This is a genomic window from Sphingomonas hankookensis (genome assembly GCF_028551275.1).
GTDB lineage: Bacteria > Pseudomonadota > Alphaproteobacteria > Sphingomonadales > Sphingomonadaceae > Sphingomonas > Sphingomonas hankookensis_A.
Genome location: NZ_CP117025.1, coordinates 1,012,456 through 1,032,670, shown reverse-complemented (window position 1 = coordinate 1,032,670; position 20,215 = coordinate 1,012,456). Strand labels below are relative to the sequence as shown.

Annotated in this window: 16 protein-coding genes and 1 tRNA gene; 9 read left to right on the top strand and 8 right to left on the bottom strand. The window is 69.5% G+C overall.

The annotated features are described in order from the left end of the window. Positions 1–243: 243 nt before the first annotated feature. Positions 244–1,551 carry a histidinol dehydrogenase gene (hisD, locus tag PPZ50_RS04950; protein WP_066693944.1) on the bottom strand — a complete coding sequence of 436 codons (1,308 nt, stop codon included), beginning with the start codon at positions 1,549–1,551 and terminating at the stop codon, positions 244–246. Further along, positions 1,548–2,198 carry an ATP phosphoribosyltransferase gene (gene hisG / locus PPZ50_RS04945; RefSeq protein ID WP_066693950.1) on the bottom strand — a complete coding sequence of 217 codons (651 nt, stop codon included), beginning with the start codon at positions 2,196–2,198 and terminating at the stop codon, positions 1,548–1,550. Before hisG ends, hisD begins: the two co-directional genes overlap by 4 nt. A 50-nt stretch (positions 2,199–2,248) precedes the next feature. On the opposite strand from hisG, the gene PPZ50_RS04940 reads away from it, so the two are divergent. The 9 genes from PPZ50_RS04940 (at position 2,249) to PPZ50_RS04900 (ending at position 10,983) form a co-directional block, all read left to right on the top strand. Next, on the top strand, positions 2,249–3,280 hold the full coding sequence (locus tag PPZ50_RS04940; protein WP_066693952.1) for a DUF2332 domain-containing protein: 1,032 nt from the start codon (positions 2,249–2,251) through the stop codon (positions 3,278–3,280). Beyond that, positions 3,277–4,152, top strand: coding sequence for a thiamine-phosphate kinase (thiL, locus tag PPZ50_RS04935; RefSeq protein WP_066693981.1), 876 nt, complete (start codon positions 3,277–3,279; stop codon positions 4,150–4,152). Before PPZ50_RS04940 ends, thiL begins: the two co-directional genes overlap by 4 nt. 232 nt (positions 4,153–4,384) lie before the next feature. Further along, entirely contained in the window at positions 4,385–6,559 is a 2,175-nt protein-coding gene (locus PPZ50_RS04930; RefSeq protein WP_066693955.1) for a sodium-translocating pyrophosphatase, read from the top strand. A 136-nt stretch (positions 6,560–6,695) separates the two neighbouring features. After that, positions 6,696–8,630, top strand: coding sequence for an alpha/beta hydrolase family protein (locus PPZ50_RS04925; protein ID WP_066693957.1), 1,935 nt, complete (start codon positions 6,696–6,698; stop codon positions 8,628–8,630). 285 nt (positions 8,631–8,915) lie between these two features. After that, positions 8,916–9,134, top strand: a complete 219-nt coding sequence (gene infA / locus PPZ50_RS04920) for a translation initiation factor IF-1 (RefSeq protein WP_003049127.1) — start codon at positions 8,916–8,918, stop codon at positions 9,132–9,134. A gap of 29 nt (positions 9,135–9,163) precedes the next feature. Then, positions 9,164–9,733 (top strand): Maf family protein, encoded by a 570-nt coding sequence (locus PPZ50_RS04915; protein WP_066693959.1) that lies wholly within the window; start codon positions 9,164–9,166, stop codon positions 9,731–9,733. Next, on the top strand, positions 9,726–10,700 hold the full coding sequence (locus tag PPZ50_RS04910) for a ribonuclease (protein ID WP_066693961.1): 975 nt from the start codon (positions 9,726–9,728) through the stop codon (positions 10,698–10,700). Before PPZ50_RS04915 ends, PPZ50_RS04910 begins: the two co-directional genes overlap by 8 nt. Then, positions 10,678–10,878, top strand: a complete 201-nt coding sequence (locus PPZ50_RS04905) for a DNA gyrase inhibitor YacG (protein WP_066693964.1) — start codon at positions 10,678–10,680, stop codon at positions 10,876–10,878. The genes PPZ50_RS04910 and PPZ50_RS04905 overlap by 23 nt, the downstream gene beginning before the upstream one ends. 29 nt (positions 10,879–10,907) lie before the next feature. Further along, positions 10,908–10,983 (top strand) — tRNA-Phe (locus tag PPZ50_RS04900). Positions 10,984–11,028: 45 nt separating this feature from the next. Here PPZ50_RS04900 and PPZ50_RS04895 read toward each other — a convergent pair. Genes PPZ50_RS04895 through tssK form a run of 6 tightly spaced genes read right to left on the bottom strand, consistent with a single transcriptional unit; the run spans position 11,029 to position 20,209 of the window. Next, complete coding sequence (locus tag PPZ50_RS04895; RefSeq protein WP_126013974.1) at positions 11,029–12,834, bottom strand: serine/threonine-protein kinase; 1,806 nt, start codon at positions 12,832–12,834, stop codon at positions 11,029–11,031. Then, on the bottom strand, positions 12,831–13,586 hold the full coding sequence (locus PPZ50_RS04890) for a PP2C family protein-serine/threonine phosphatase (RefSeq protein ID WP_066688694.1): 756 nt from the start codon (positions 13,584–13,586) through the stop codon (positions 12,831–12,833). Before PPZ50_RS04890 ends, PPZ50_RS04895 begins: the two co-directional genes overlap by 4 nt. Continuing rightward, complete coding sequence (gene tagF, locus PPZ50_RS04885; RefSeq protein ID WP_066688696.1) at positions 13,583–14,020, bottom strand: type VI secretion system-associated protein TagF; 438 nt, start codon at positions 14,018–14,020, stop codon at positions 13,583–13,585. The genes PPZ50_RS04890 and tagF overlap by 4 nt, the downstream gene beginning before the upstream one ends. After that, positions 14,020–17,517 (bottom strand): type VI secretion system membrane subunit TssM, encoded by a 3,498-nt coding sequence (gene tssM / locus PPZ50_RS04880; RefSeq protein ID WP_232307869.1) that lies wholly within the window; start codon positions 17,515–17,517, stop codon positions 14,020–14,022. Before tssM ends, tagF begins: the two co-directional genes overlap by 1 nt. Next, a complete protein-coding gene (gene icmH / locus PPZ50_RS04875) occupies positions 17,514–18,878 on the bottom strand; it encodes a type IVB secretion system protein IcmH/DotU (protein WP_066688975.1) in 1,365 nt (454 codons plus the stop codon). The genes tssM and icmH overlap by 4 nt, the downstream gene beginning before the upstream one ends. Further along, the gene (gene tssK / locus PPZ50_RS04870; protein ID WP_232307870.1) at positions 18,875–20,209 is read right to left on the bottom strand and encodes a type VI secretion system baseplate subunit TssK; all 1,335 of its coding nucleotides are present in this window, start codon (positions 20,207–20,209) and stop codon (positions 18,875–18,877) included. The genes icmH and tssK overlap by 4 nt, the downstream gene beginning before the upstream one ends. Positions 20,210–20,215 lie beyond the last annotated feature (6 nt).

The following is a 20,215-nucleotide window of genomic DNA, read 5'->3' as shown; positions in this document are numbered from 1 at the left end:
GACGGTGACAGGATGGGACCGCTCTTTGAACCGTCCGCCCCGCGAACACGCCAGTCCCCCCGGCGCCCCAATCGCGCACGAGTGTGAACTTAGTGAACTTTGAACCGAAACCTTCCCCCTGCCGCGGGAGTAGCCGCGCCGCTACCGAAAGCCGCAACCCAGGGCCGCCACGGGCAAAGCCCGTGCCGTCGGACGGCGCTGCCCGCGCCGCCGGCCGGACGCGCTTCGTGCGGCTCGGTGCAGCTACGCTGCCCCGTTGCCCGGCGCGTCCAACCGGATCGCCACCGACCGCGCATGCGCCGGCAGCCCTTCCGCCCCGGCCAGCGTGACCGCCGCCGGCCCGATCCTCGCCAGCGCCGCCGCATCCAGCCCCAGGAAGCTGGTCCGCTTCATATAATCCAGCACCGACAGCCCCGACGCAAAGCGCGCCCGCCGCCCGGTCGGCAGTACATGGTTCGGCCCCGCGACATAATCGCCGACCGCTTCCGGCGTATAGCGCCCCAGGAACACCGACCCGGCATGCCGTACCGCCCGGAACAGCGGCTCGGGATCGCCGACCGCCAGCTCCAGATGCTCGGGCGCCAGCCGGTCGACCAGCGGCATCGCATCGCTGAGCGTCGGCACGATCACGATCGCGCCGTTCGCATCCCAGCTCGCCCGCGCCACCTGTCCGGTCGCCAGCTGCGCGATCTGGTCATCGACCGCCTTCGCCACCGCATCGCCGAAGCCGGCATCGTCGGTGAACAGGATCGACTGGCTGGTCGGATCATGCTCGGCCTGGCTCAGCAGGTCAGCGGCGATCCATGCCGGATCGTTCTGCCCGTCCGCCACGACCACGATCTCCGACGGCCCGGCGACCATGTCGATCCCGACCACGCCGTACAGCTGCCGCTTGGCCTCCGCGACCCAGGCATTGCCGGGGCCGGTCACGACATCGACCGCCTTGATCCGGTCGGTGCCATAGGCGAGCGCCGCGACCGCCTGCGCCCCGCCGATCCGCCACACCTCGTCCACCCCGGCCAGCGCAGCGGCAGCGAGGACTAGTTGGTTCACCTCGCCCTTGGGCGTCGGCGTGACCATCACGATCCGCTCGACCCCGGCGACCTTGGCCGGGACCACGTTCATCAGCACCGACGACGGATAGGCGGCACGCCCGCCGGGCACATAGACCCCCGCCGCCGCGACCGCGCTCCACCTGGCACCCAGCCGGACGCCATCGGCATCGACCTCGTCGCGATCCTCGGGCCGCTGCTTGGCGTGGTACGCCGCGATCCGGTCATGCGCCAGTTCCAGCGCCGCGCGCAGCTCCGGGTCCAGCCCGTCCAGCGCCGCGCGGCAGTCGGCCAGCTCGATCCGCCATCCGGTCGCATCCGGATCATGCCCGTCGAACTTCTCGGTAAAGGCCCGGACCGCCGCATCCCCTTCCTCGCGCACCGCGCGCAGGATCGCGGTCACGTCGCGCGCCACGTCGCTGTCGGCCTCGCGCCGCGCATCGACCAGCGCGGCGAAGTCGGCGGCGAACCCCGCCGCACTCACGTCCAGCCGGATCATGCCGCCACCGCCCGGCGGAACGCATCGACCAAAGGCACGACCTGTTCGCGCGTCTTGAACGCCGCACGGTTGACGACCAGCCGCGACGTCACCTCGGCGATGGTTTCGACTTCCACCAGCCCATTCTCCTTCAGCGTGCGGCCCGACGATACCAGATCGACGATGCGCGGCGCGAGGCTCAGCACCGGGGCCAGCTCCATCGCGCCGTTCAGCTTCACGCACTCCGCCTGAACGCCCCGCGCCGCGAAGTGGCGCTGGGTCGTGTGCGGATATTTGGTGGCGATCCGCACATGGCTCCACCCGCGCGGATCGTCGGTCGCGGCCATGCCCGCCGGTTCTGCGACCGAGATGCGGCAATGCCCGATCTTCAGGTCGACCGGCGCGTACAGCTCCGAATAGTCGAACTCGGCCAGCACGTCCGACCCGACGATGCCCAGCTGCGCCGCGCCATGTGCCACGAACGTCGCCACGTCGAACGCGCGCACGCGGATCAGGTCGATGTCCGGCCGGTCGGTCCTGAAGCGCAGCGCGCGGCTGTCGGGATCGCGGAACGCCGCTTCGGGCACGATGCCGGCGCGCGCCAGCAGCGGCATGGCTTCGTCGAGGATACGCCCCTTGGGCACGGCGATGATGATGGGATCGGTCATGGGCACGGCGGGCTTTACTTGGGGTGCGGGGCGGGCGCAACAGACGCCCCATGGCCGACGAACCGACGAATCGCCAAGCCTTTCGCCAGCAGGCCGCGTTCTGCGCGGCGATGGACGCGCCGATCACCGCGCGGGTGTGCGAGGCGCTGGCCGACGCCCTGTCGCGCGACGGCGCGACGGGCCGGCGCACGCTCGACTGGCCGGGCGACCCGATCCCCGATGCGCTGCCGCTCCGCCTCGTCGGAGGTCTCCACGCGCTGGCCCGGTCCGGCATCGATCCTGAGCTGACCGCGCTGTTCGCGGGCGAAGGCGAGCCGCAGGCGATCCTGCGCCGCGTGCTGGTCGAACACGACGCCGCGCTGCTGCCGTGGCTCGACGGCCCGCCACAGACCAACGAACCGATGCGCTCAGGCGTCCTGATGGCCGGTCTGCTGGAGGTTGCAAAGCGCCACGGCCCGGCGGTCGAGCTGCTGGAGATCGGGTCGAGCGCCGGCCTCAACCTGCTGATCGACCGCTACCGGTTCGATCTGGGCGGTACGACAGTCGGTCCCGAAGACGCCCCGGTCACCATCCGTCCCGAATGGAACGGGCCGCCGCCACCCGCCGTCCTACTGCACATCGCGTCGGTGCGCGGCGTCGACATCCAGCCGCTCGACGCCACCGATCCTGCCATCGCCACCCGCCTCGCCGGCTATATCTGGGCCGACCAGCCCGAACGGCAGGAACGGCTGGCGGCGGCCATCGCCATGCAACGCGCCCGACCGGTCGATCTGGTGCAGGGCGATGCGGTCGACTGGCTCCGCGCTCGCCTTGCCGAACCGCAGGCAGCGGGCGTCACCCGCGTCCTGATGCACTCGGTCGTCTGGCAATATCTCGGCGACGCCCGCCGCGCCGCGATCACCGCGATGATCGACGAAGCCGCCGCCCGCGCCACGTCCGACCGCCCGCTCGCCTGGGTCCGGATGGAGCCGGATCGCGTGCTGCAACGCCAGGAGCTGATCGTGCAAAGCTGGCTCAGCCATGGCGATCGCCGGATGCTCGCCACCGCCCACGCCCATGGCGCGTGGATCGCGGGCGTGTGACCGAAGCCGACTTCCTCGCCGCGCTACGCCGCCTGCCGCTCCATGCCGGGGCACATGGCCTCACCGACGATGCCGCACATCTGGGCGACCTGATCCTCACCAAGGACATGGTCGTGGCCGGCGTCCATTTCCTGCCCGACGACCCGCCCGCCGACGTGGCGTGGAAACTGGTCGCGACCAACCTGTCCGACCTCGCCGCCAAGGGCGCGGTGCCCCTCGGGGTGATGCTGGGCTACCCGATCGGCGAGGAGGCGTGGGACCGCGCGTTCCTCGCCGGCCTCGACGAGGTACTGCGCACCTTCGGCTGCCCGCTGCTCGGCGGCGACACGGTGAAGCTCCCGCCCGACGCCCCCCGCATCCTCTCGCTGACCGCCCTTGGCCGCAGCGCCCATGCCCCCCGCCGCGACGGCGCGCGCGCCGGCGATGGCCTGTGGATAACCGGCACGATCGGCGATGCCGGCGCGGGCCTCGCCATCGCGCAAGGTGCGGCGGGACCGGCGTCACTCCTCGCCCGCTACCGCCGCCCGATCCCGCGCCTCGCCGAAGGACAGGCACTGGCGCCGATCGTCCACGCGATGATGGACGTGTCCGACGGCCTGCTGATCGACGCGCGACGCATGGCCTCGGCGAGCGGCCTTGCGGTCACGATCGACCTCGCCGACGTACCCGTGTCGGACGACCTCAAGGCATTCGGCCACGACGCCCTGACCGCTGCCACCGCCGGCGACGATTACGAACTGCTCTTCGCCTGCGACGGCGAGCCACCGGTCGCCGCCACGCGGATCGGCACGTTTGCGACAGGCGAAGGGCTGCACCCGCTCCAGAACGGTCAGCCCATCCCCCTGCCCGACCGCTTGGGCTACCAGCACTGACGAAACTTGGCCTCATCCCAGCGGAGGCTGGGATCTCAAGCCACTCTTGCGGCGTGCTATCGCCGGAAGATCCCAGCCTTCGCTGGGATGACGCGAGTTGTAGCATAACAGGGTCGGGTTTCTCCCCCGTAATATCCCTTGCGCCCCCCGCCCATCGGCATAAGCTGCGTCCCTTCAAGGGCATCGACCCGACGAGACAGCCGGGCCGCCCCACGCAGGGAGGGGTTTGCGGATGACGATCGTCTATCTGGCCATGGCATGCGCGGCGCTCGCCGTGCTCTACGGCATCTTCACCAGTATGCAGGTATTGCGCGCACCGGCCGGCGATACGCGGATGCAGGACATCGCCGCCGCCATCCAGGAGGGGGCCAAGGCCTATCTCGGCCGCCAGTACCGCACCATCGCCATCGTCGGCGTGATCGTCGCGATCATCCTGTTTCCCACACTTGGCGCGCTGTCGACCGTCGGCTTCGTCATCGGCGCGGTGCTGTCGGGCGTGGCGGGCTATGTCGGGATGGAGATTTCGGTCCGCGCGAATGTCCGCACCGCGGAGGCCGCACGCGGGTCGTTGCAGGGTGGCCTGACCATGGCGTTCCGATCGGGCGCGATCACCGGCATGCTGGTCGCCGGGCTCGGCCTGTTCGCGATCGCGGGCATCTTCTGGTACCTCGTCGCCATCGCGGGCCATGGTCCGGGCGACCGCGAAGTGGTCGAGGCGCTGACCGCGCTGGCCTTTGGCGCCTCGCTCATCTCGATCTTCGCGCGGCTGGGCGGCGGTATCTTTACGAAGGCGGCGGACGTCGGCGCCGATCTGGTCGGCAAGGTCGAAGCCGGCATCCCGGAGGACGACCCCCGCAACCCCGCCGTCATCGCCGACAATGTCGGCGACAATGTGGGGGACTGCGCCGGCATGGCCGCCGACCTGTTCGAAACCTATGTCGTGACCATCGGCCTGACCATGGTGTCGATCGCGCTGCTGGTGCAGGCACCGCCCGCCGAACTGCTCCGCCTGATGGCACTGCCGCTGGTGGTCGGCGGGGTGTGCATCATCACCTCGATCCTCGGCACCTACATGGTCCGGCTGGGCAAGGGCCAGTCGATCATGGGCGCGCTGTACAAGGGATTCTGGACCACCGCGCTGCTTGCCGTCCCCGCCATCTATTTCGCCGCCAGCTGGGCGCTGGGCGACCTGAACGCCGTCATTGGCGGCGCGGGCTTCCTCGATCCCGGCGGCGACACGCTGACCGTCGAAGGGGCGATGGGCGCGCAGGCCCCGGTCGCCGGCACCGCCTTCACCGGCATGGACCTGTTCTGGTGCATGATGATCGGCTTGGGCGTGACCGCCGCGCTCGTATGGATCACCGAATATTACACCGGCACGGCCTATCGCCCGGTCAAGTCGATCGCGCGGGCGAGCGTCACCGGCCATGGCACCAACGTCATTCAAGGGCTGGCGATCAGTCTCGAATCGACCGCGCTGCCGACGCTGGTGATCGTCGTCGCCGTCGTCGCCTCCTACCAGCTGGCCGGCATCATCGGCGTCGCCTTCGCCGCGACCGCGCTGCTGGCGCTGGCCGGCATGGTCGTCGCCTTGGATGCCTATGGCCCGGTCACCGACAATGCCGGCGGCATTGCCGAAATGGCGCAGCTGCCCGACGAGGTCCGCCACCGCACCGACGCGCTGGACGCGGTCGGCAACACGACCAAGGCGGTGACCAAGGGCTATGCGATCGGCTCCGCAGCCCTTGCCGCCCTCGTCCTGTTCGGCGCCTACACCACCGATTTGCGGTTGTTCTTTCCCGATCTGACCGTCGATTTCTCGCTGTCCAACCCCTATGTCATCGTCGGGCTGTTGCTCGGCGCGCTGCTCCCCTATCTGTTCGGGGCGTTCGGCATGACCGCGGTCGGTCGCGCGGCGGGGTCGGTGGTCGAGGATGTCCGCGCACAATTCGCCGCCGACCCCGGCATCATGGCCGGCACCAGCCGCCCGCAATATGGCCGCACCGTCGACATCGTCACCCGCGCCGCCATCCGTGAGATGATCATACCCTCGCTCCTCCCCGTCCTCTCACCGGTAGCCGTCTATTACATCGTCATGTGGGTCGCCGGGCAGGCGCAGGGCTTCGCGGCACTGGGCGCAATGCTGCTCGGCGTCATCGTCTCCGGCCTGTTCGTCGCCATCTCGATGACCAGCGGCGGCGGCGCTTGGGACAATGCCAAGAAATATATCGAGGACGGCAATCATGGCGGCAAGGGATCGGAGGCGCACAAGGCGGCGGTCACCGGCGACACGGTGGGCGATCCGTACAAGGACACCGCCGGCCCGGCGGTCAATCCGATGATCAAGATCACCAACATCGTCGCCCTGCTACTGCTCGCCGCGCTCGCCGGGGGTGGCGCGGCGTAACGAAAAGCGGATTGCGCCCCGCCGGGCGCGCGCTACCATCGCGCCCGAACGGCGGGGGCTTTTCGATCAGGACGGACGGACGTTGCCGGGGGGCAGCGCCGCGTGCCGCCCGCCCCGCCGCACACGGGGGACCAGAATGCGGCTGTTGCCATGGATCGGATTAGCGCTCGCCACCGCCCTGCCGGCGCAAAGCCCGCCGGCTGCACCCGCCGTCGATCCGGCAACACCCGTCCCGATCGCCGCCTTCGCCGAGCTTCCCCTGCTCGAATCGCCCAGGCTGTCGCCGGATGGCTCCCGCCTGCTGGCCAAGGGCGCGGTGAACGGGCGGCAGGCGCTGCTGCTCACCTCGCTGATCGATCCCAAGCAGCGGCACACGATGGGCGCGCCCGAGGATACCGACATCAACTGGTGGCGCTGGGTCAATGACGACTGGGTGCTGATCGGGCTGGGTGCACAGCAGGATTATTTCGGTCAGGAAATCTACGTCACCCGCGTGCTGGCGATCAGCACCGACCTGAAGACCACGCGCAAGCTCGACTGGACCCGGTCCGGGGTCTATGCCGACGACGTACTGTGGGTGGCGCATGACGGTTCGCCGCGCATCCTGCTGTCGAAACAGACCGGCATCGATACCGAGGCCGATTTCCAATATTCGGTGTTCGAGATCGACGTATCGACCGGCAAGACCCGCCGCGTCGCCGAAGGGCGTCCCAACGTGCACAAATGGTATGCCGATGGCGACGGGCAGGTCCGCGCCGGCTATCAGTATAACGATGCCACGCGCGGCTCGGTGCTGCTTTACCGCGCGAACAATGGCGAGGCGTTCCGCCCCATCGCCCGCCGCGTGCGCAAGGACGAGGACGGGATGACCATCCCGCTCACCTTCCGTGCCGACGGCACCAGCGCCGTCGCCTTCGACGACGAAGGCGGCTTCACCGCGCTCTACGAAGTCTCGCTGCCCGACCTGAAACTCGGCAAGAAGCTCTATGCGCTGGATGGTTACGACGTCGACGGCATCCTCGACAACGCGGAGGAAAACGACGTCATCGGCGCGCAGGTCACCGACCGCCACGGCCATTCGGTCTGGTTCGACCAGACGCTGAAGGAATTGCAGGAAGCGATCGACGGATCGGTCGGCGACCGCCGCGCCCGTATCGTGTCGTGGAACCGCACCCAGACCCGCTTCCTCGTCGAGGTCGGCACGCCGTCACAGCCCGGCGGGCTCTATTTCTGGGACACCCGCAATGCGAAGATGAACCGCTTGGCCTGGAACAGCCAGTCGTTGCAGGGCCGCCGCCTCTCGCCGGTCAGCACGATCCGCTACGCCGCACGCGACGGCACGCCGATCGAAGCCGTACTGACCATGCCGCGCCACCGGATCGGGCAGAAGAACCTGCCGCTGATCGTCCTGCCGCACGGTGGCCCCTTTGCGCGCGACAGCGAGGGCTGGGACTGGTGGACGCAATATCTGGCCGAGATCGGCTATGTTGTCGTCCAGCCCAATTATCGCGGATCGTCGGGCTATGGCCGCGCCTTTGCCAAGAAGGGCGAGGGCGAATGGGGCCTGAAGATGCAGGACGACCTGAACGACGCGGTCACCCATCTGGCCAAGCAGGGGATCGCCGATCCCAAGCGCGTCTGCATGGTCGGCGCATCCTATGGCGGCTATGCAGCGATGCGCGCCGCGCAGCGCGACGGCGGCCTGTATCGCTGCGCGATCAGCTATGCCGGTGTATCGGACCTGGCGGCGCTGCGCCGCTATGACAGCCAGTTCCTGAACGGCCGCACCATCGGCGACTGGCTGAAGACCCAGGCGCCCGATTTCCAGCTGATCTCGCCGCGCTTCCACGCCGCCGATTTCTCGACCCCGATCCTGCTGATGCACGGCAAGGTCGACAAGCGCGTCCCCGTCGCCCAGTCGCGCGCCCTCGCCGCCGAACTGAAGAAGGCGGGCAAGCCTTATCGCTATATCGAACAGCCGCTGGGCGACCATTTCTTCTCGCGCAGCGAAGACCGGCTGCAATTCCTCACCGAGATGACCGCGTTCCTGAAGGAGCATAATCCGTCGTGATGATGACACTAGCTGAACCCTGCACGTCACCCCGGGTTTGACCCGGGGTCCCGCTTCTTCTGGCACGGTTGGAAAAGCGTCACCCCGGATCAAGTCCGGGGTGACGGCTGACGGGAAACCCGAAGCCACCCTTGCCCTCCCCGCCGCCGCCCCTATTTCACCCCCCACAGCATCGACCGGCCGTGCCAGCCACGGGTCCGGTCGTTCGTGCTTTCCTTTTTTGCGTTTAGCGCCTATGGGAACCCGCCCGGTTGCCGGTGCGCCATAATTTCACGAGGTATCTGTTTGGCGAAGGAAGAACTTCTCGAAATGCGCGGCCAGGTGGTCGAACTGCTGCCCAACGCGATGTTCCGCGTCCGGCTCGAGAACGATCACGAGATCCTGGGGCACACCGCCGGCAAGATGCGCAAGAACCGCATCCGCGTGCTGGTCGGCGACGAAGTCCTCGTCGAACTGACCCCCTATGACCTGACCAAGGGTCGCATCACCTACCGCTTCAAGTAAGCGGCCCCCGCGTGTCCGGACCGACGGCCATGCGCCTGATTCTCGCCTCGACCTCGCCCCGCCGCCGCGACCTGCTGGCGCGGATCGGTGCGGTGCCCGATCGGGTCGAGGCACCCGATATCGACGAAAATCCGCTGAAGGGCGAACTCCCGCGCCCCTACGCCCTGCGCCTTGCCGAGGCGAAGGCGCGCGCGATCGGGCCTCAGGACGGCGCGGTCGTGCTGGCCGGCGACACGACCATCGCGCTTGGGCGCCGCATCCTGCCGCCCGCCACCACCGAAGACGTCCAGCGCGAACTGCTCGGACTGTTGTCGGGCCGGCGTCACCACTGCCTGTCCGCCGTCTGCGTGCTGATGCCCGATGGCAAGGCGCGAATCCGCATTGCCGACACCATCGTCGCCTTCAAGCGGCTCGAGCCGCGTGAGATCGACGCCTACATCGCCTGCGGCGAGGGGCTGGGCAAGGCCGGCGGCTATGCGATCCAGGGCCGCGCGGAAGCGTTCGTCCGATTCTTGTCGGGCAGCCATTCAGGCGTGATCGGCCTGCCGCTGTTCGACACGCGCGCGCTGCTCGAAACCGCCGGCGTCCCGCTTGGCTGACTGGATCGTCGAGCGCGGCATCGGCGAAATCCGTGCCGCCCGCATCGTCGATGACGAGATCGTAGAAGCACGGATCGAACCGGACGACGCGCTGCTCGCCGGCACGATTCTCCCCGCCCGCCTCGTCCGCCGCATTACCGTGCGCAACGAAGGCATCGTCGCGTGGGACGGCGGCGAGGCGCTGCTCCACCCCCTGCCCCGTGCGGTTACCGAAGGGGCGACGCTGCTGGTCGAGATTACCCGGCCTGCCACCCCCGAACCCGGCAAGCCCAAGCGCGCCCGCGCCCGCCCCGCCCTGCCCGACGCCTTTCCGGGCGATGGCCCCTCGCTCGCTGCTCTGCCTGGTGCCCGCATCGTCGGCCCGTTCGACCGCGACCTGCTGGGCGAGGCGGGCTGGCCGTTGCTGATCGAGGAGGCGATGACCGGACAGGTCGGCTTTCCCGGCGGGGCGCTGAGCATATCGCTCACCCCCGCCATGACGCTGATCGACGTTGACGGCGACGTGGCCCCCGCCGACCTCGCGATTACCGGCGCGCGCGCGGCGGCGCGGGCCATCGCCCGGCTCGACCTTGCCGGATCGATCGGCATCGACCTGCCGACGGTCGGCGACAAGGCCGTGCGCCTCGCTGCCGCCGAGGCGATCGACGCCACCTTGCCGCAACCCTTCGAGCGGACCGCCGTCAACGGCTTCGGCTTTCTCCAGATCGTCCGCCGCCGCAGCCGCGCGTCGCTGCCCGAACTGTTCGCCCATGTCCCCGCCCATGCCCGCGCGCTGCTGCGTCAGGCGGAGCGCGACCGGGGCAGCGGCGAACGCACGCTCACCGCACATCCCTCCGTCATCGCCGCCATCGCCGCGCGGCCCGACTGGGTGCAGGCGGTCGAACGCACGCTCGGCGCCACGCTCGCCTTGCGGGGCGACGCCGGCCTCGCCATATCCGCCGGCCATGTCCAGGCCCGCTTCCCGTAACAACTGCCCGCTGTGTTCCGCACCGACGGACGCTGCCTATCGTCCCTTTTGCAGCCGCGGCTGTCGCGACCGCGACATGTTGAACTGGATGGGGGAGGGATATCGGATTCCCGGTCCGGCCGCCTCGTCCGACGAAAAAGGTGAAACCGGGCTGGACAGCGACGATTCGCAACGCTAACAGGCGCGCTCTCCCGGACATCCGGGCGTGCCCAGGTAGCTCAGTTGGTAGAGCATGCGACTGAAAATCGCAGTGTCGGCGGTTCGATCCCGTCCCTGGGCACCATCACTTCCCCATCGATGAAGCGACCCATCCGGCTGAGCGACAGTCTCAGCGCGACGCGACCGATTCGAACCAGATCATCTCGGTGCGCCAGCCGCGCTCGCCCGCCAGCGTCGCCACCTTGTCGCGCCAGTCGCTACCGCGGCTGCCGAGCGGCGGGGCGAGCACCGCCGGTTCGAACGGCCCCTTGCCGGTGACCAGCAGCAGCCCCGACCATCCGGCATGATCCAGGTCGATCTGCAACCGGTAGCGATCGTTGCCCAGGTCCTTGATCGGCACCTCGTTGCGCGACGCCCGCAGCGCCTCCGCAAAGGCACGGCGATTCTCGATCAGCATCGCGATCCGCCCCGACGGTTCGATCCCGAGCAGCGCGAAGTCGAGCGTCGGATCGCCGATATCGATCCCGACGATCGCGCTCGCCGCCTGCCGCCCGGCATAGGCCGACCCGTCGTCCTGCGCCCGCATCTCGAACCGGCGCTGCGGCACGCTCAGCCGGTTGCGACCGTTCGCGCGGATCTGACGATAGGCGTCCAGTGCGGCGCATCCCGCCGGGGTGATGACGGCGACGTCGGCGAAATCCATCTTGCGCGCGGCGATGCCCCGATCGCGCAGCGTCTCGGCAATCTCGCGCTGCGCCTGTGCCGGGTCGCCCGCCACGCCCGTCAACGCGACATCGACCCCACCGCCCGCCGCCGCGATGTCGGTAATGCTCAGCCACGTACAGCCGACCGACGGCAGCGCGGAATCGATCGCGGAGCGCGCGTTCTGCACCGGGTCGCCCGGCACCATGACCGGCGTGCCGCCCTCGGCAGGATCGTCGCCCCCCCGCCCCGACAGGAACAGCGCGACCGCTACGACGATGGCGAGCAGCGCCGCCCCCGCCAGCCACAGCCAGCGCCGCGGCAGACCGCTCGGCGCGGCCCCCGGCACTTCCGCCGCGTCGAGTGCCGCCAGCACCGCATCCATATCGCGCAGCCGCTGCGCCGGGTCGGGTCGCACCATCCGCTCGACGACGCCGCGCAAGGGCAGCGGGACGGCGGACAGGTCCAGCCCCGCGCGTCGCTTGTCGACCGCATCGACCAGCGTGCCACCCAGCCCCAGATCCGCGCCGCGCGCGACCGCGAGGATCAGCAGCCCGAGACTATAGACATCGGTCCACGGCCCCAGCGCCCGGTCGAAATCGCCCAGTTGCTCGGGCGCGACATAGCCCAGCTTGCCGGCGAACCCGTCGCCGACGATCGTCGCCGTACCGGGGTCGAGGTCCTTGGCGATGCCGAAATCGATCAGCTTTGCCCGCTTCAGGTCGCCGCCGCCCAGCAGCACATTATCGGGTGCCACGTCACGGTGGATCGCCCCCAGCCGATGCGCCGCCGCAAGGCCGGATGCCAGCCGCCGCAACAGCGCGCCCAGCGCCGCCGGATCGGGGTTCAGCGTCGCGAGCATGTCCGACAGGCTGGTCCCGTCGATATATTCGGTGACGATGTAGAGGACGCCCAGTTCCGGCTCCATCGCCAGTACGCGGTACTGCACCACCGCCTCGTGATGCAGCCGGGTGAGCGTCTGCGCCTCGCGCTTGAACAGGGTGATGACGTTCGGATCGGCGGCCAGCGCGGGCAGCATCACCTTGATCGCGACGCGTTCGTCGGTGGCAAGGTTCGCGCCCTCGAACACCTCGCCCATGCCGCCACGTGCCAGGAAACGGCGCACGACGAACATGTGGTTCAGGACGTCGCCGGGCTGGATATGGGCGCTGCGCTGCGACACCGTGCCGCCTACGGGTTCGAACACGGTGCGATCGCCATCGCCGTCGCCCGGCTGAAACACGGTGCGGTCGTGGTCATCCTCGCCGATCATGCGACGCCTCGCCCGAGCGACAGCGTCGTCGCTTCCTCGACCGCGACCAGCACGATCGTCACATTGTCCGGCGCCCCGCCTGCCAACGCACCTTCGATCAACCGGTCGAGCGCGGCCTGCCGGTCGGGCATCGCCATCACGGCGGCAATCGTCGCCTCGTCGGTGGTCGCAGTCAGCCCGTCGCTGCACAGCAGGAACAGGTCGCCCGGCAGCGCATCGTCGGTCACGACATCGACCTCCAGCCGCGCGCCCACGCCGACGGCGCGCGCGAGCACATGGCCGCGCGGATGGTCGCGCGCCTGTTCGGGCGAGATCAGCCCGCGATCGACCATTTCCTGCACTTGGCTGTGATCGCGGGTCAGCGGGTGCAGCACACCGTCGCGCAGGACATAGGCGCGGCTGTCGCCGACCCAGATCGCCGAGAAACAGCCCTGCTGCACCAGCAGCGCGACGACGGTCGACCCCATTTGCTGCGTCCGCCGCTGCGCCTCGGCCCAGATACGGCGGTTGGCGCTGTGCACCGCATCGGCAACCGTGCGCGTGGCGTCGTGGAAATCGGCGGGCAGCGCCACCCCTTCCAAAGCCTGGACCACCGCGTTCGAGGCCCAGTCGCCATGGGCATGGCCGCCCATGCCATCGGCCACCGCCCACAGCCCCAGATCGGGGCGGGCGCAGAAGCGGTCCTCGTTGATGCGGCGCTTCAGCCCCGGATGGGTCGCGGCGACCCCGCGCGCACGGACCGCGCCGCTCATGCCAGCATCTCGCCGATCAGGTCGACCGGGCGAGCACCATTCAGCGAACGGTCCTCGCCGATCCAGCGTGCCACCGGGCGGCGAGGGGGTGCCCCCACCGCCGCCAGCCGGTCCACGTCCCAGCCTTCGGTGATCGCGGCGTAGAGCAGTTCCTCGCACGCCGCCGGATCATGGCGGTCGCCATCGGTCAGCAGCAGCAATGGAAAGCGCCGACCCACCGCATCCTGGGACGCGGCGATCGCCCCGGCTACGCCATTACCCTCCGCACGCCACGGCTGCGCCGCGTCAAACCGGTCCGCAAAATCCGGATACCGCACCCGCGCCGCCTCCATCGCCGCCGCCAGCCAGTCGTCCAGCATCCCGCGGGTCGCCGCATCCATGCCGCGCGCCACGAAATCGCCATGCGCGGGCAGCTTGCCGAAAACCCATGCCATCATAGCGCCCTCGGGCAACGGAACGACCACAGCCCGGCGCGGCTGAACGGGTTACGCTTCGTCGGCAGCGCGATGGCCAGCGTGCTGCGCGCCGCGCCGTCGCCGAACCCGGCCTCGATCCGCTGCTCGCCGGCATTGCGCTTCTCGGCACGGTCCATCAACCGGAACAGCGCCCACGGCCCTTCCGCCTCGATCCGCGCGATCTCCGGTCCCGGCGGCGCATCGCCCCCAGCCGGCGCGGCACCCGGCGTCGCGGGGCCGTAGAGGATCAGCGACGCCTCGGGCAGGCCACCATTGGCCGACCACAGCAGCGGACGTGGCTGGTTGGCTGTAGGCGTAAAGCGATAGCGGGTGCCGCCGCTCGACAGTTCGACCGTGCCGACCCCCTGCCCGAACCGCGCCACCGCGACCTTGATCGGCAGCCCGCCGGCCAGCAGGTCGCGCAGCTCGGCACTTCGCGCAAAGGCTTCCGGCGTCGCGGGGTTGAGCGCCGCCGCCACCGGATCACCCTCACGCCAGCGCCACACCGGCCCGCCGGTGTCGATCATCTTCGCCAGCCGCTGCTGCACGAAGGAATCGATCACCCCGCCCATCCCGAACACGCGCAGCGTTTCAGCCATCGGCGCGTCCGGGGCATTTGCGAAGAAAGGGTAGTGCTCCTGGGCAACCCCCTGACAGGCTGGAAGGACGCTCTGGGCATAGGCATCGGTCACCGCGCCGCTCGCCGCGCCGATCTGCGCCGCCGCCCCGCCACCTGCCGCCGCATTGACGAAGGATTGCAACTGCGGCGGAGCCTGCGCCGCCGATGCCTTGACCGTGGCGAGTGCGGTGGCCATCGCCGCCTGAGTCGCATCCGATCCGCCGCCGCCGCCGACCGACTGCGCCGCGATCACTGCCTGTCCCGCCGCCTTGATCCCGCCGATGAACTCGTCGACCGGGGCCGAACCGCGCCCGTCGCCGACATATTCGTGGAGGGTGGCGAAATAGGCGGTGATCTCGTCGCCCGCATCGATCCCGCTGGCGCGATCGCGGCCGATCTCGTTGGCGACCCGGCCCAGCCGCGAGCGATTCATGCCATAGCGCCCGGCCCGCGCCAGCCCGGCCTGCACCCCGCCGGTAAAGATCGTGTTCTTGCGCAGTTCGAGCAGCACGCGCTTCAGCGGCGACGGACTCTTGGTCAGCGCCCCGAACGCGGCGGGATCGCGGAAATAGGCGCCGGGCTTCATTGCGGCGATGATGCCGTCCCACGCCGCGATATAGTCCTTGGCATAGAGGCCGGCGACGCCCGGCCGGACGTTCGACAATTCCTCGCCGACCCCGGCTTCCCCGGCACCGCCCAGCACCCACAGGTCGCGCTTCAGATCCTGCTGCACCGTCGCCAATCCCGGCAGATACGCCTTCTCATAACCCGCGCGCGTGAAGAAATAGGGGATGCGATAGGCCGCGACCGCGTCCGGATTGGCAAAGGCCAGCACATCGCCCTGCGACAATATGTTCGCCGCCTCCCACGCCGGACCCGCCGATGCCGCCTTCTGCCGCATCACCGCATAGGCGCGGTCGGCAAGGCTCAGCGTCTGTACCGCCGCGCGGGCGGACGCGACCAGCCCGGCGTCGAGCGGCGGGCGACGGTTGGGCCACACCGACGCAATGTCGCGATCCTCCAGCAGCGCGTCGAGATGCTTGGTCAGCGCGGTGCGCTCGGCCTGGCTGTCGGCCCCGGGATAGAGTTCGCCCGCCCAGTCGGCGGTGACCCATGCCTTGACCGCCTTCGCATCCATCGGCCCCTGCTGGCCCAGCATCAGATAGACTTTGAGCGGTTCGTACAGCCGCATCGGATCGCGCCCATCGGCACGCATCACCGCCTCCAGCCGCAGCAACAGGCGCGGCAGCAGGATCCGGCGCAGCGCCACGCGATAGCTTTCCTCGGCCTGTTGGCTCAGACTCGACTGGTACAGCCCGAAGGTCATCATCAGCGGCGGTCCGCCCGCACGCCGTTCGGCATAGCCGCGCGGCAGGTTGCGCAGCGTGTCGAGCGCGGGCAGCGCCGCGCGCAGATCGGCATCATCCTCGCGCACCTGCACCAGATCGACCCCTGCCTCGCGCAGTTGGTTCTCGGCCAGCTGCGCGCGTGCCGCCAATTCGTTCTGAAACGCCCGGTTGCGGGCATAGCTGATGCCCCATGCGGTCAGCACCAGCGCGGTGACGATCCCGATCGCCGCCAACGCCGCGATCAGCCGCGCGCGGTGCCGGGTGCGCGCGCGCAGGTCGGTCGCCCCCAACCCGGCTTCGGGGAACATCACCTCGGTCAACAGCCGGTTGAGGAAATAGGCGCGGCTGCGCGTCTCCATCCCCCCGGCAGGCGTTTCGTACACATCGCCCATCGCGGCGAGGATACGGTCGAGCGGCGCCCCTTCCTGCACGCCACTGGTCAAATAGAAACCGCGCAACTGCGCCGGGGCATCGTCCCCAGCGACGAACGCGCCCTCGGCAAAGCGCATCAACCGCGCGCGCAGACTACGCAACTGCGCCGGGAAGCCCAGCATCATGCCGCGGCGGCGCTGGTCGACTTCCTCGAACAATCGCCGCGCCTGCCGGTCGGCGATCGCCTGTGCCGATATGTCGAATGCCTGCGCCAGCGCCTCGGCGCTCGGGCGACCATCGGCGTAGGGAAGCGTCGCACCGAACACCGCGCGTCGACCCTCGACATCCAGATCGTCGAAATAGGTGCCGAACCCGGCGAGCAGATCGGCCTTGGTCACGATCAGATAGACCGGGACCGCCGTTTCCAGCGTGCGGCGCAGCTCGACCAGCCGCCGCCGCACGGCACTCGCATGCGCGTCGATCGCGGCGCAGTCGCTGCCGACCAGCGTATCGACGCCGATCGCGACGATGATGCCGTTGATCGGTTGTGCCGGACGATGGCGCTTGAGCAGGTTCAGGAACGCGCTCCACCCCGCCGCATCGACGGTCGCGTCCGAATCCTGCGTCGTATAGCGGCCGGCGGTGTCGACCAGCACCGCTTCGTCGGCGAACCAGAAATCGAGGTTGCGGGTGCCGCCAACGCCCTTCGCCGCCTGTTCGACGAACGGGAAGCGCAGGCCCGAATGGAGCAATGCCGTCGTCTTGCCCGCACCCGGCGGGCCGATGATGACATACCAGGGGCGGCTGTAGAGATAGTCGCGGCGATTGCCCGACGCGTTGCGCAGCTTGGCCAGCGCATCGCCCATCCGGCTGCCCAGCGCCTTGCCCTCTTCCTCGGCCGCGTCCGGTCCGGCCAGTTCCTTGGCGATCGCGTCGGACCGCTTCTTCGCGCGCCACCGCCGCCAACCCCACCATGCGCCCCAGAGCAGCGCGATGCCGATGACGAACGCGATCCGGACGCTCCACGGCCGGAAGAAGGCGAAGAACAGCGGCAGTGCGAAGACAATGATCAGCGCCAGCACCAGCGCCGATAGCAGCGTCACCGCATACCAGTTGGTGAAGAACCGCCGCATCATGAACGCCTCGGCACGATGATCTCGACCCGGCGGTTCTGCGACTTGCCCTCCGGCGTATCGTTGGACGCGATCGGCACGCTTTCCCCCAGCCCCTTGGTCGTCACGCGCGACGGATCGGACAGGTCGTCGCGGATCAGCCGCCCTACCGTCTCCGCCCGCGCCTCCGACAGCGCCATATTGTCGGGGAAGCGGACCGTCGCGACGCGGTCGTTATCAGCATGGCCCTCGATCAGCACCGACCCCCGCTCTCCCTCGATCGCGCGACCGATGCGATGGAACAGCGTCTCGCGGCCGGCCTCCAGTTCGTCCGATCCGGATTCGAACAGCTGCCCGACGGTGGTGCGCACCCGCACCGTCTGCGCATCCTCCTCGACCGTCACCAGCCCTTCGCGGATTTCGGGTTCGAGGAATTTGGCGAGGCGCGATGCCTGTTCGCTGCGCGCCGCCGCCATCGCCTCGGCCGGACGCGACAGGGTCAGTCGGCTGTCGGGGTTGAGCGCGGCCAGCCGATCGGTCGGCAAGTCGCCGCTCGACGCCAGCATCAGCCGCAACACGGCATAGGCCAGCACCAGCAGCGCCAGCGCGCCCGCCGCCGCCAGTGCCAGGATATTCATCCCGATCCGCGCGGGCGGGGCCTTTTCCCCGCGCCAGTTCGGGACCAGTTCGACCTGCGACAGCGCGCGGACATGCGGCAGCGCGCCGTACAGCCGCGTCATGATCTCCTGCAACCGCCGCCGCCCGTCGGGCATGACGCGGAACCGTCCCTCGAACCCGGCCGCAAGGCACGCATGGAACAGCTCGATCAGGTCGAGATTGTCGTTCGGCGTGCGCAGCATGTCGTCGACCAGCTGCCAGAACCGGTCGCCGCCGATATTCTCATGGAAGAATTGCACGACCATCGACCGCCGCGCCCATTCGGCGCCATCGGTGCCGATGCCGGGCAGGTTCTGCGCGATGTCGTCGGCGGTGGCGCAGACCGCATACTTGGCGCGCTGGCGCTTTTCCTCCGGATAGTGCGGCGCGATAGCGCGCTCGAACGTCGCAATCGCCTTGGCGCATTCGCGGTGGAATTCGGGCATCGGCATCCGCACCCGCCCGGCGCGCACCGCCGCCAGCAGCGCGAGTACCGGCTCGGCCTCGGCCAGCATGATGTTGCGGACCTTTGGCGGTGTCGCGGGCAGCGGCACGTCGTCATCGGCCAGCCGCGATGGCGCGAGCGGGGCGCTGCCCGGTGCATGGCCGGTCCGCGACAAAGGCGGCGGCGCGCCATAGCCCGCGCCCGACGCCGCATTCTGTCGCAGCCCCTGCAATGGCGACGGTCGGAAGACCGTCTTGTCGCCCTCGTCGCCGTCTTCGGTCACCGCGCGCTCCGCTTCACGCACCATAGTTCGAGCTTCAGCCCCGGCCAGTCACCCGCGACATGCAGGCCCAGCGCCGTCGCCTGCTGGAACTCGGCCCAGTCCGGCACGCCGCGATCCAGCTCGAAATAGACGAAGCCCGGCAACACCCGCAGCTGTGGGGGGGGCGTCGGGGTATGGCGCAGCGGCACGCCGGGCAGCGCCGAATCGACGATCTGCCGCATCCGCTGTACCGCGCCGATCTTCGCGACCGAGGGGAACAGCCCGCGAATTTCCTCGACCGGCGCGGCGGCCGATACCGCGAGGTAGAAATAGCCGGTCTGGTACAGCGCGTGGTCGGTGATCCGCGAGACATAGGCCCCCGGCCCCGCCTGATCGAGCGGCAGCTGCACGGCGGAGCGTTCGAACACCGCCGACAGCATCGACTGGAGCAGGTCGAACACCGGATCGAAACATTGCTGCGGATCGACATGGTCGTAGCGCGGCAGCGGCGGCGCGCGGCGTTCGGGGCGGATCAGCGTCGCCAGCTCGCCCGCCATCGACACCAGCGCCTCGAACAGCCGTTCGGGATGCACCATCGGCAGATGCTGGAGATGGTCGAGCACCGGCAGCCAGCGGTTGAGCGCCTGCAGCAGCAGGAACCCGGCAAAGGTGTCCGACCCGCCATCGGTCGCCTCGACCGCACGCAGCGCCAGTTCGCCGGCGCGCTGTCCGGCGCGCCCGGCAATGTCCGACAGCCCGCCGCGCAACCGCGCCGCCGCCGCAATGTCCAGCGTCGCCGGAATATAGCGGTCGTCGAGCATCACCCGCTTGTTCTGCACCTCGCGGACCTTGGCGAGGCCGAGGGTCACCCGGCCATAGGTCTGGTCGCGGGTTACGCCGAAGCGCAGGTTCGGGCGGGCAAGGCCGACGGGCTCGCTCGTCCGGTCGCTGGAAAAGCTGTCGGCGACCTCGGCATCGTCGACCAGGAAGCGCGCATCGAGGCTGTCGCTGTCCGCCTCGCGAAACTGCACGGCACCCGGCTGCGCGACCGGCAGGGTCAACGAGATCAGCGCGTCGCGCGCATCGGCGGGGATATCGAGCGGCGGAGGCGGCGGGATATCGTCGGGAATGGCGAAGGGCGTGCCGTCGGGCAGGATGCCGGTCGCGCGCGTCACCGCGAACTTGCCGAGCGTCGCCACATCCTCGTCGATGACCAGTTCGGTCAGCCCCCAGGGCCAAGGGCGGATCGAGGCGATGCGGGCGTTCAGCTGCGCTTCGGCATGGCGGTCCTGCGCCTGAAAATGCTGCGGTCGCAGGAACATACCCTCGGACCACGCCACCCGGTTCTTCACCAACCT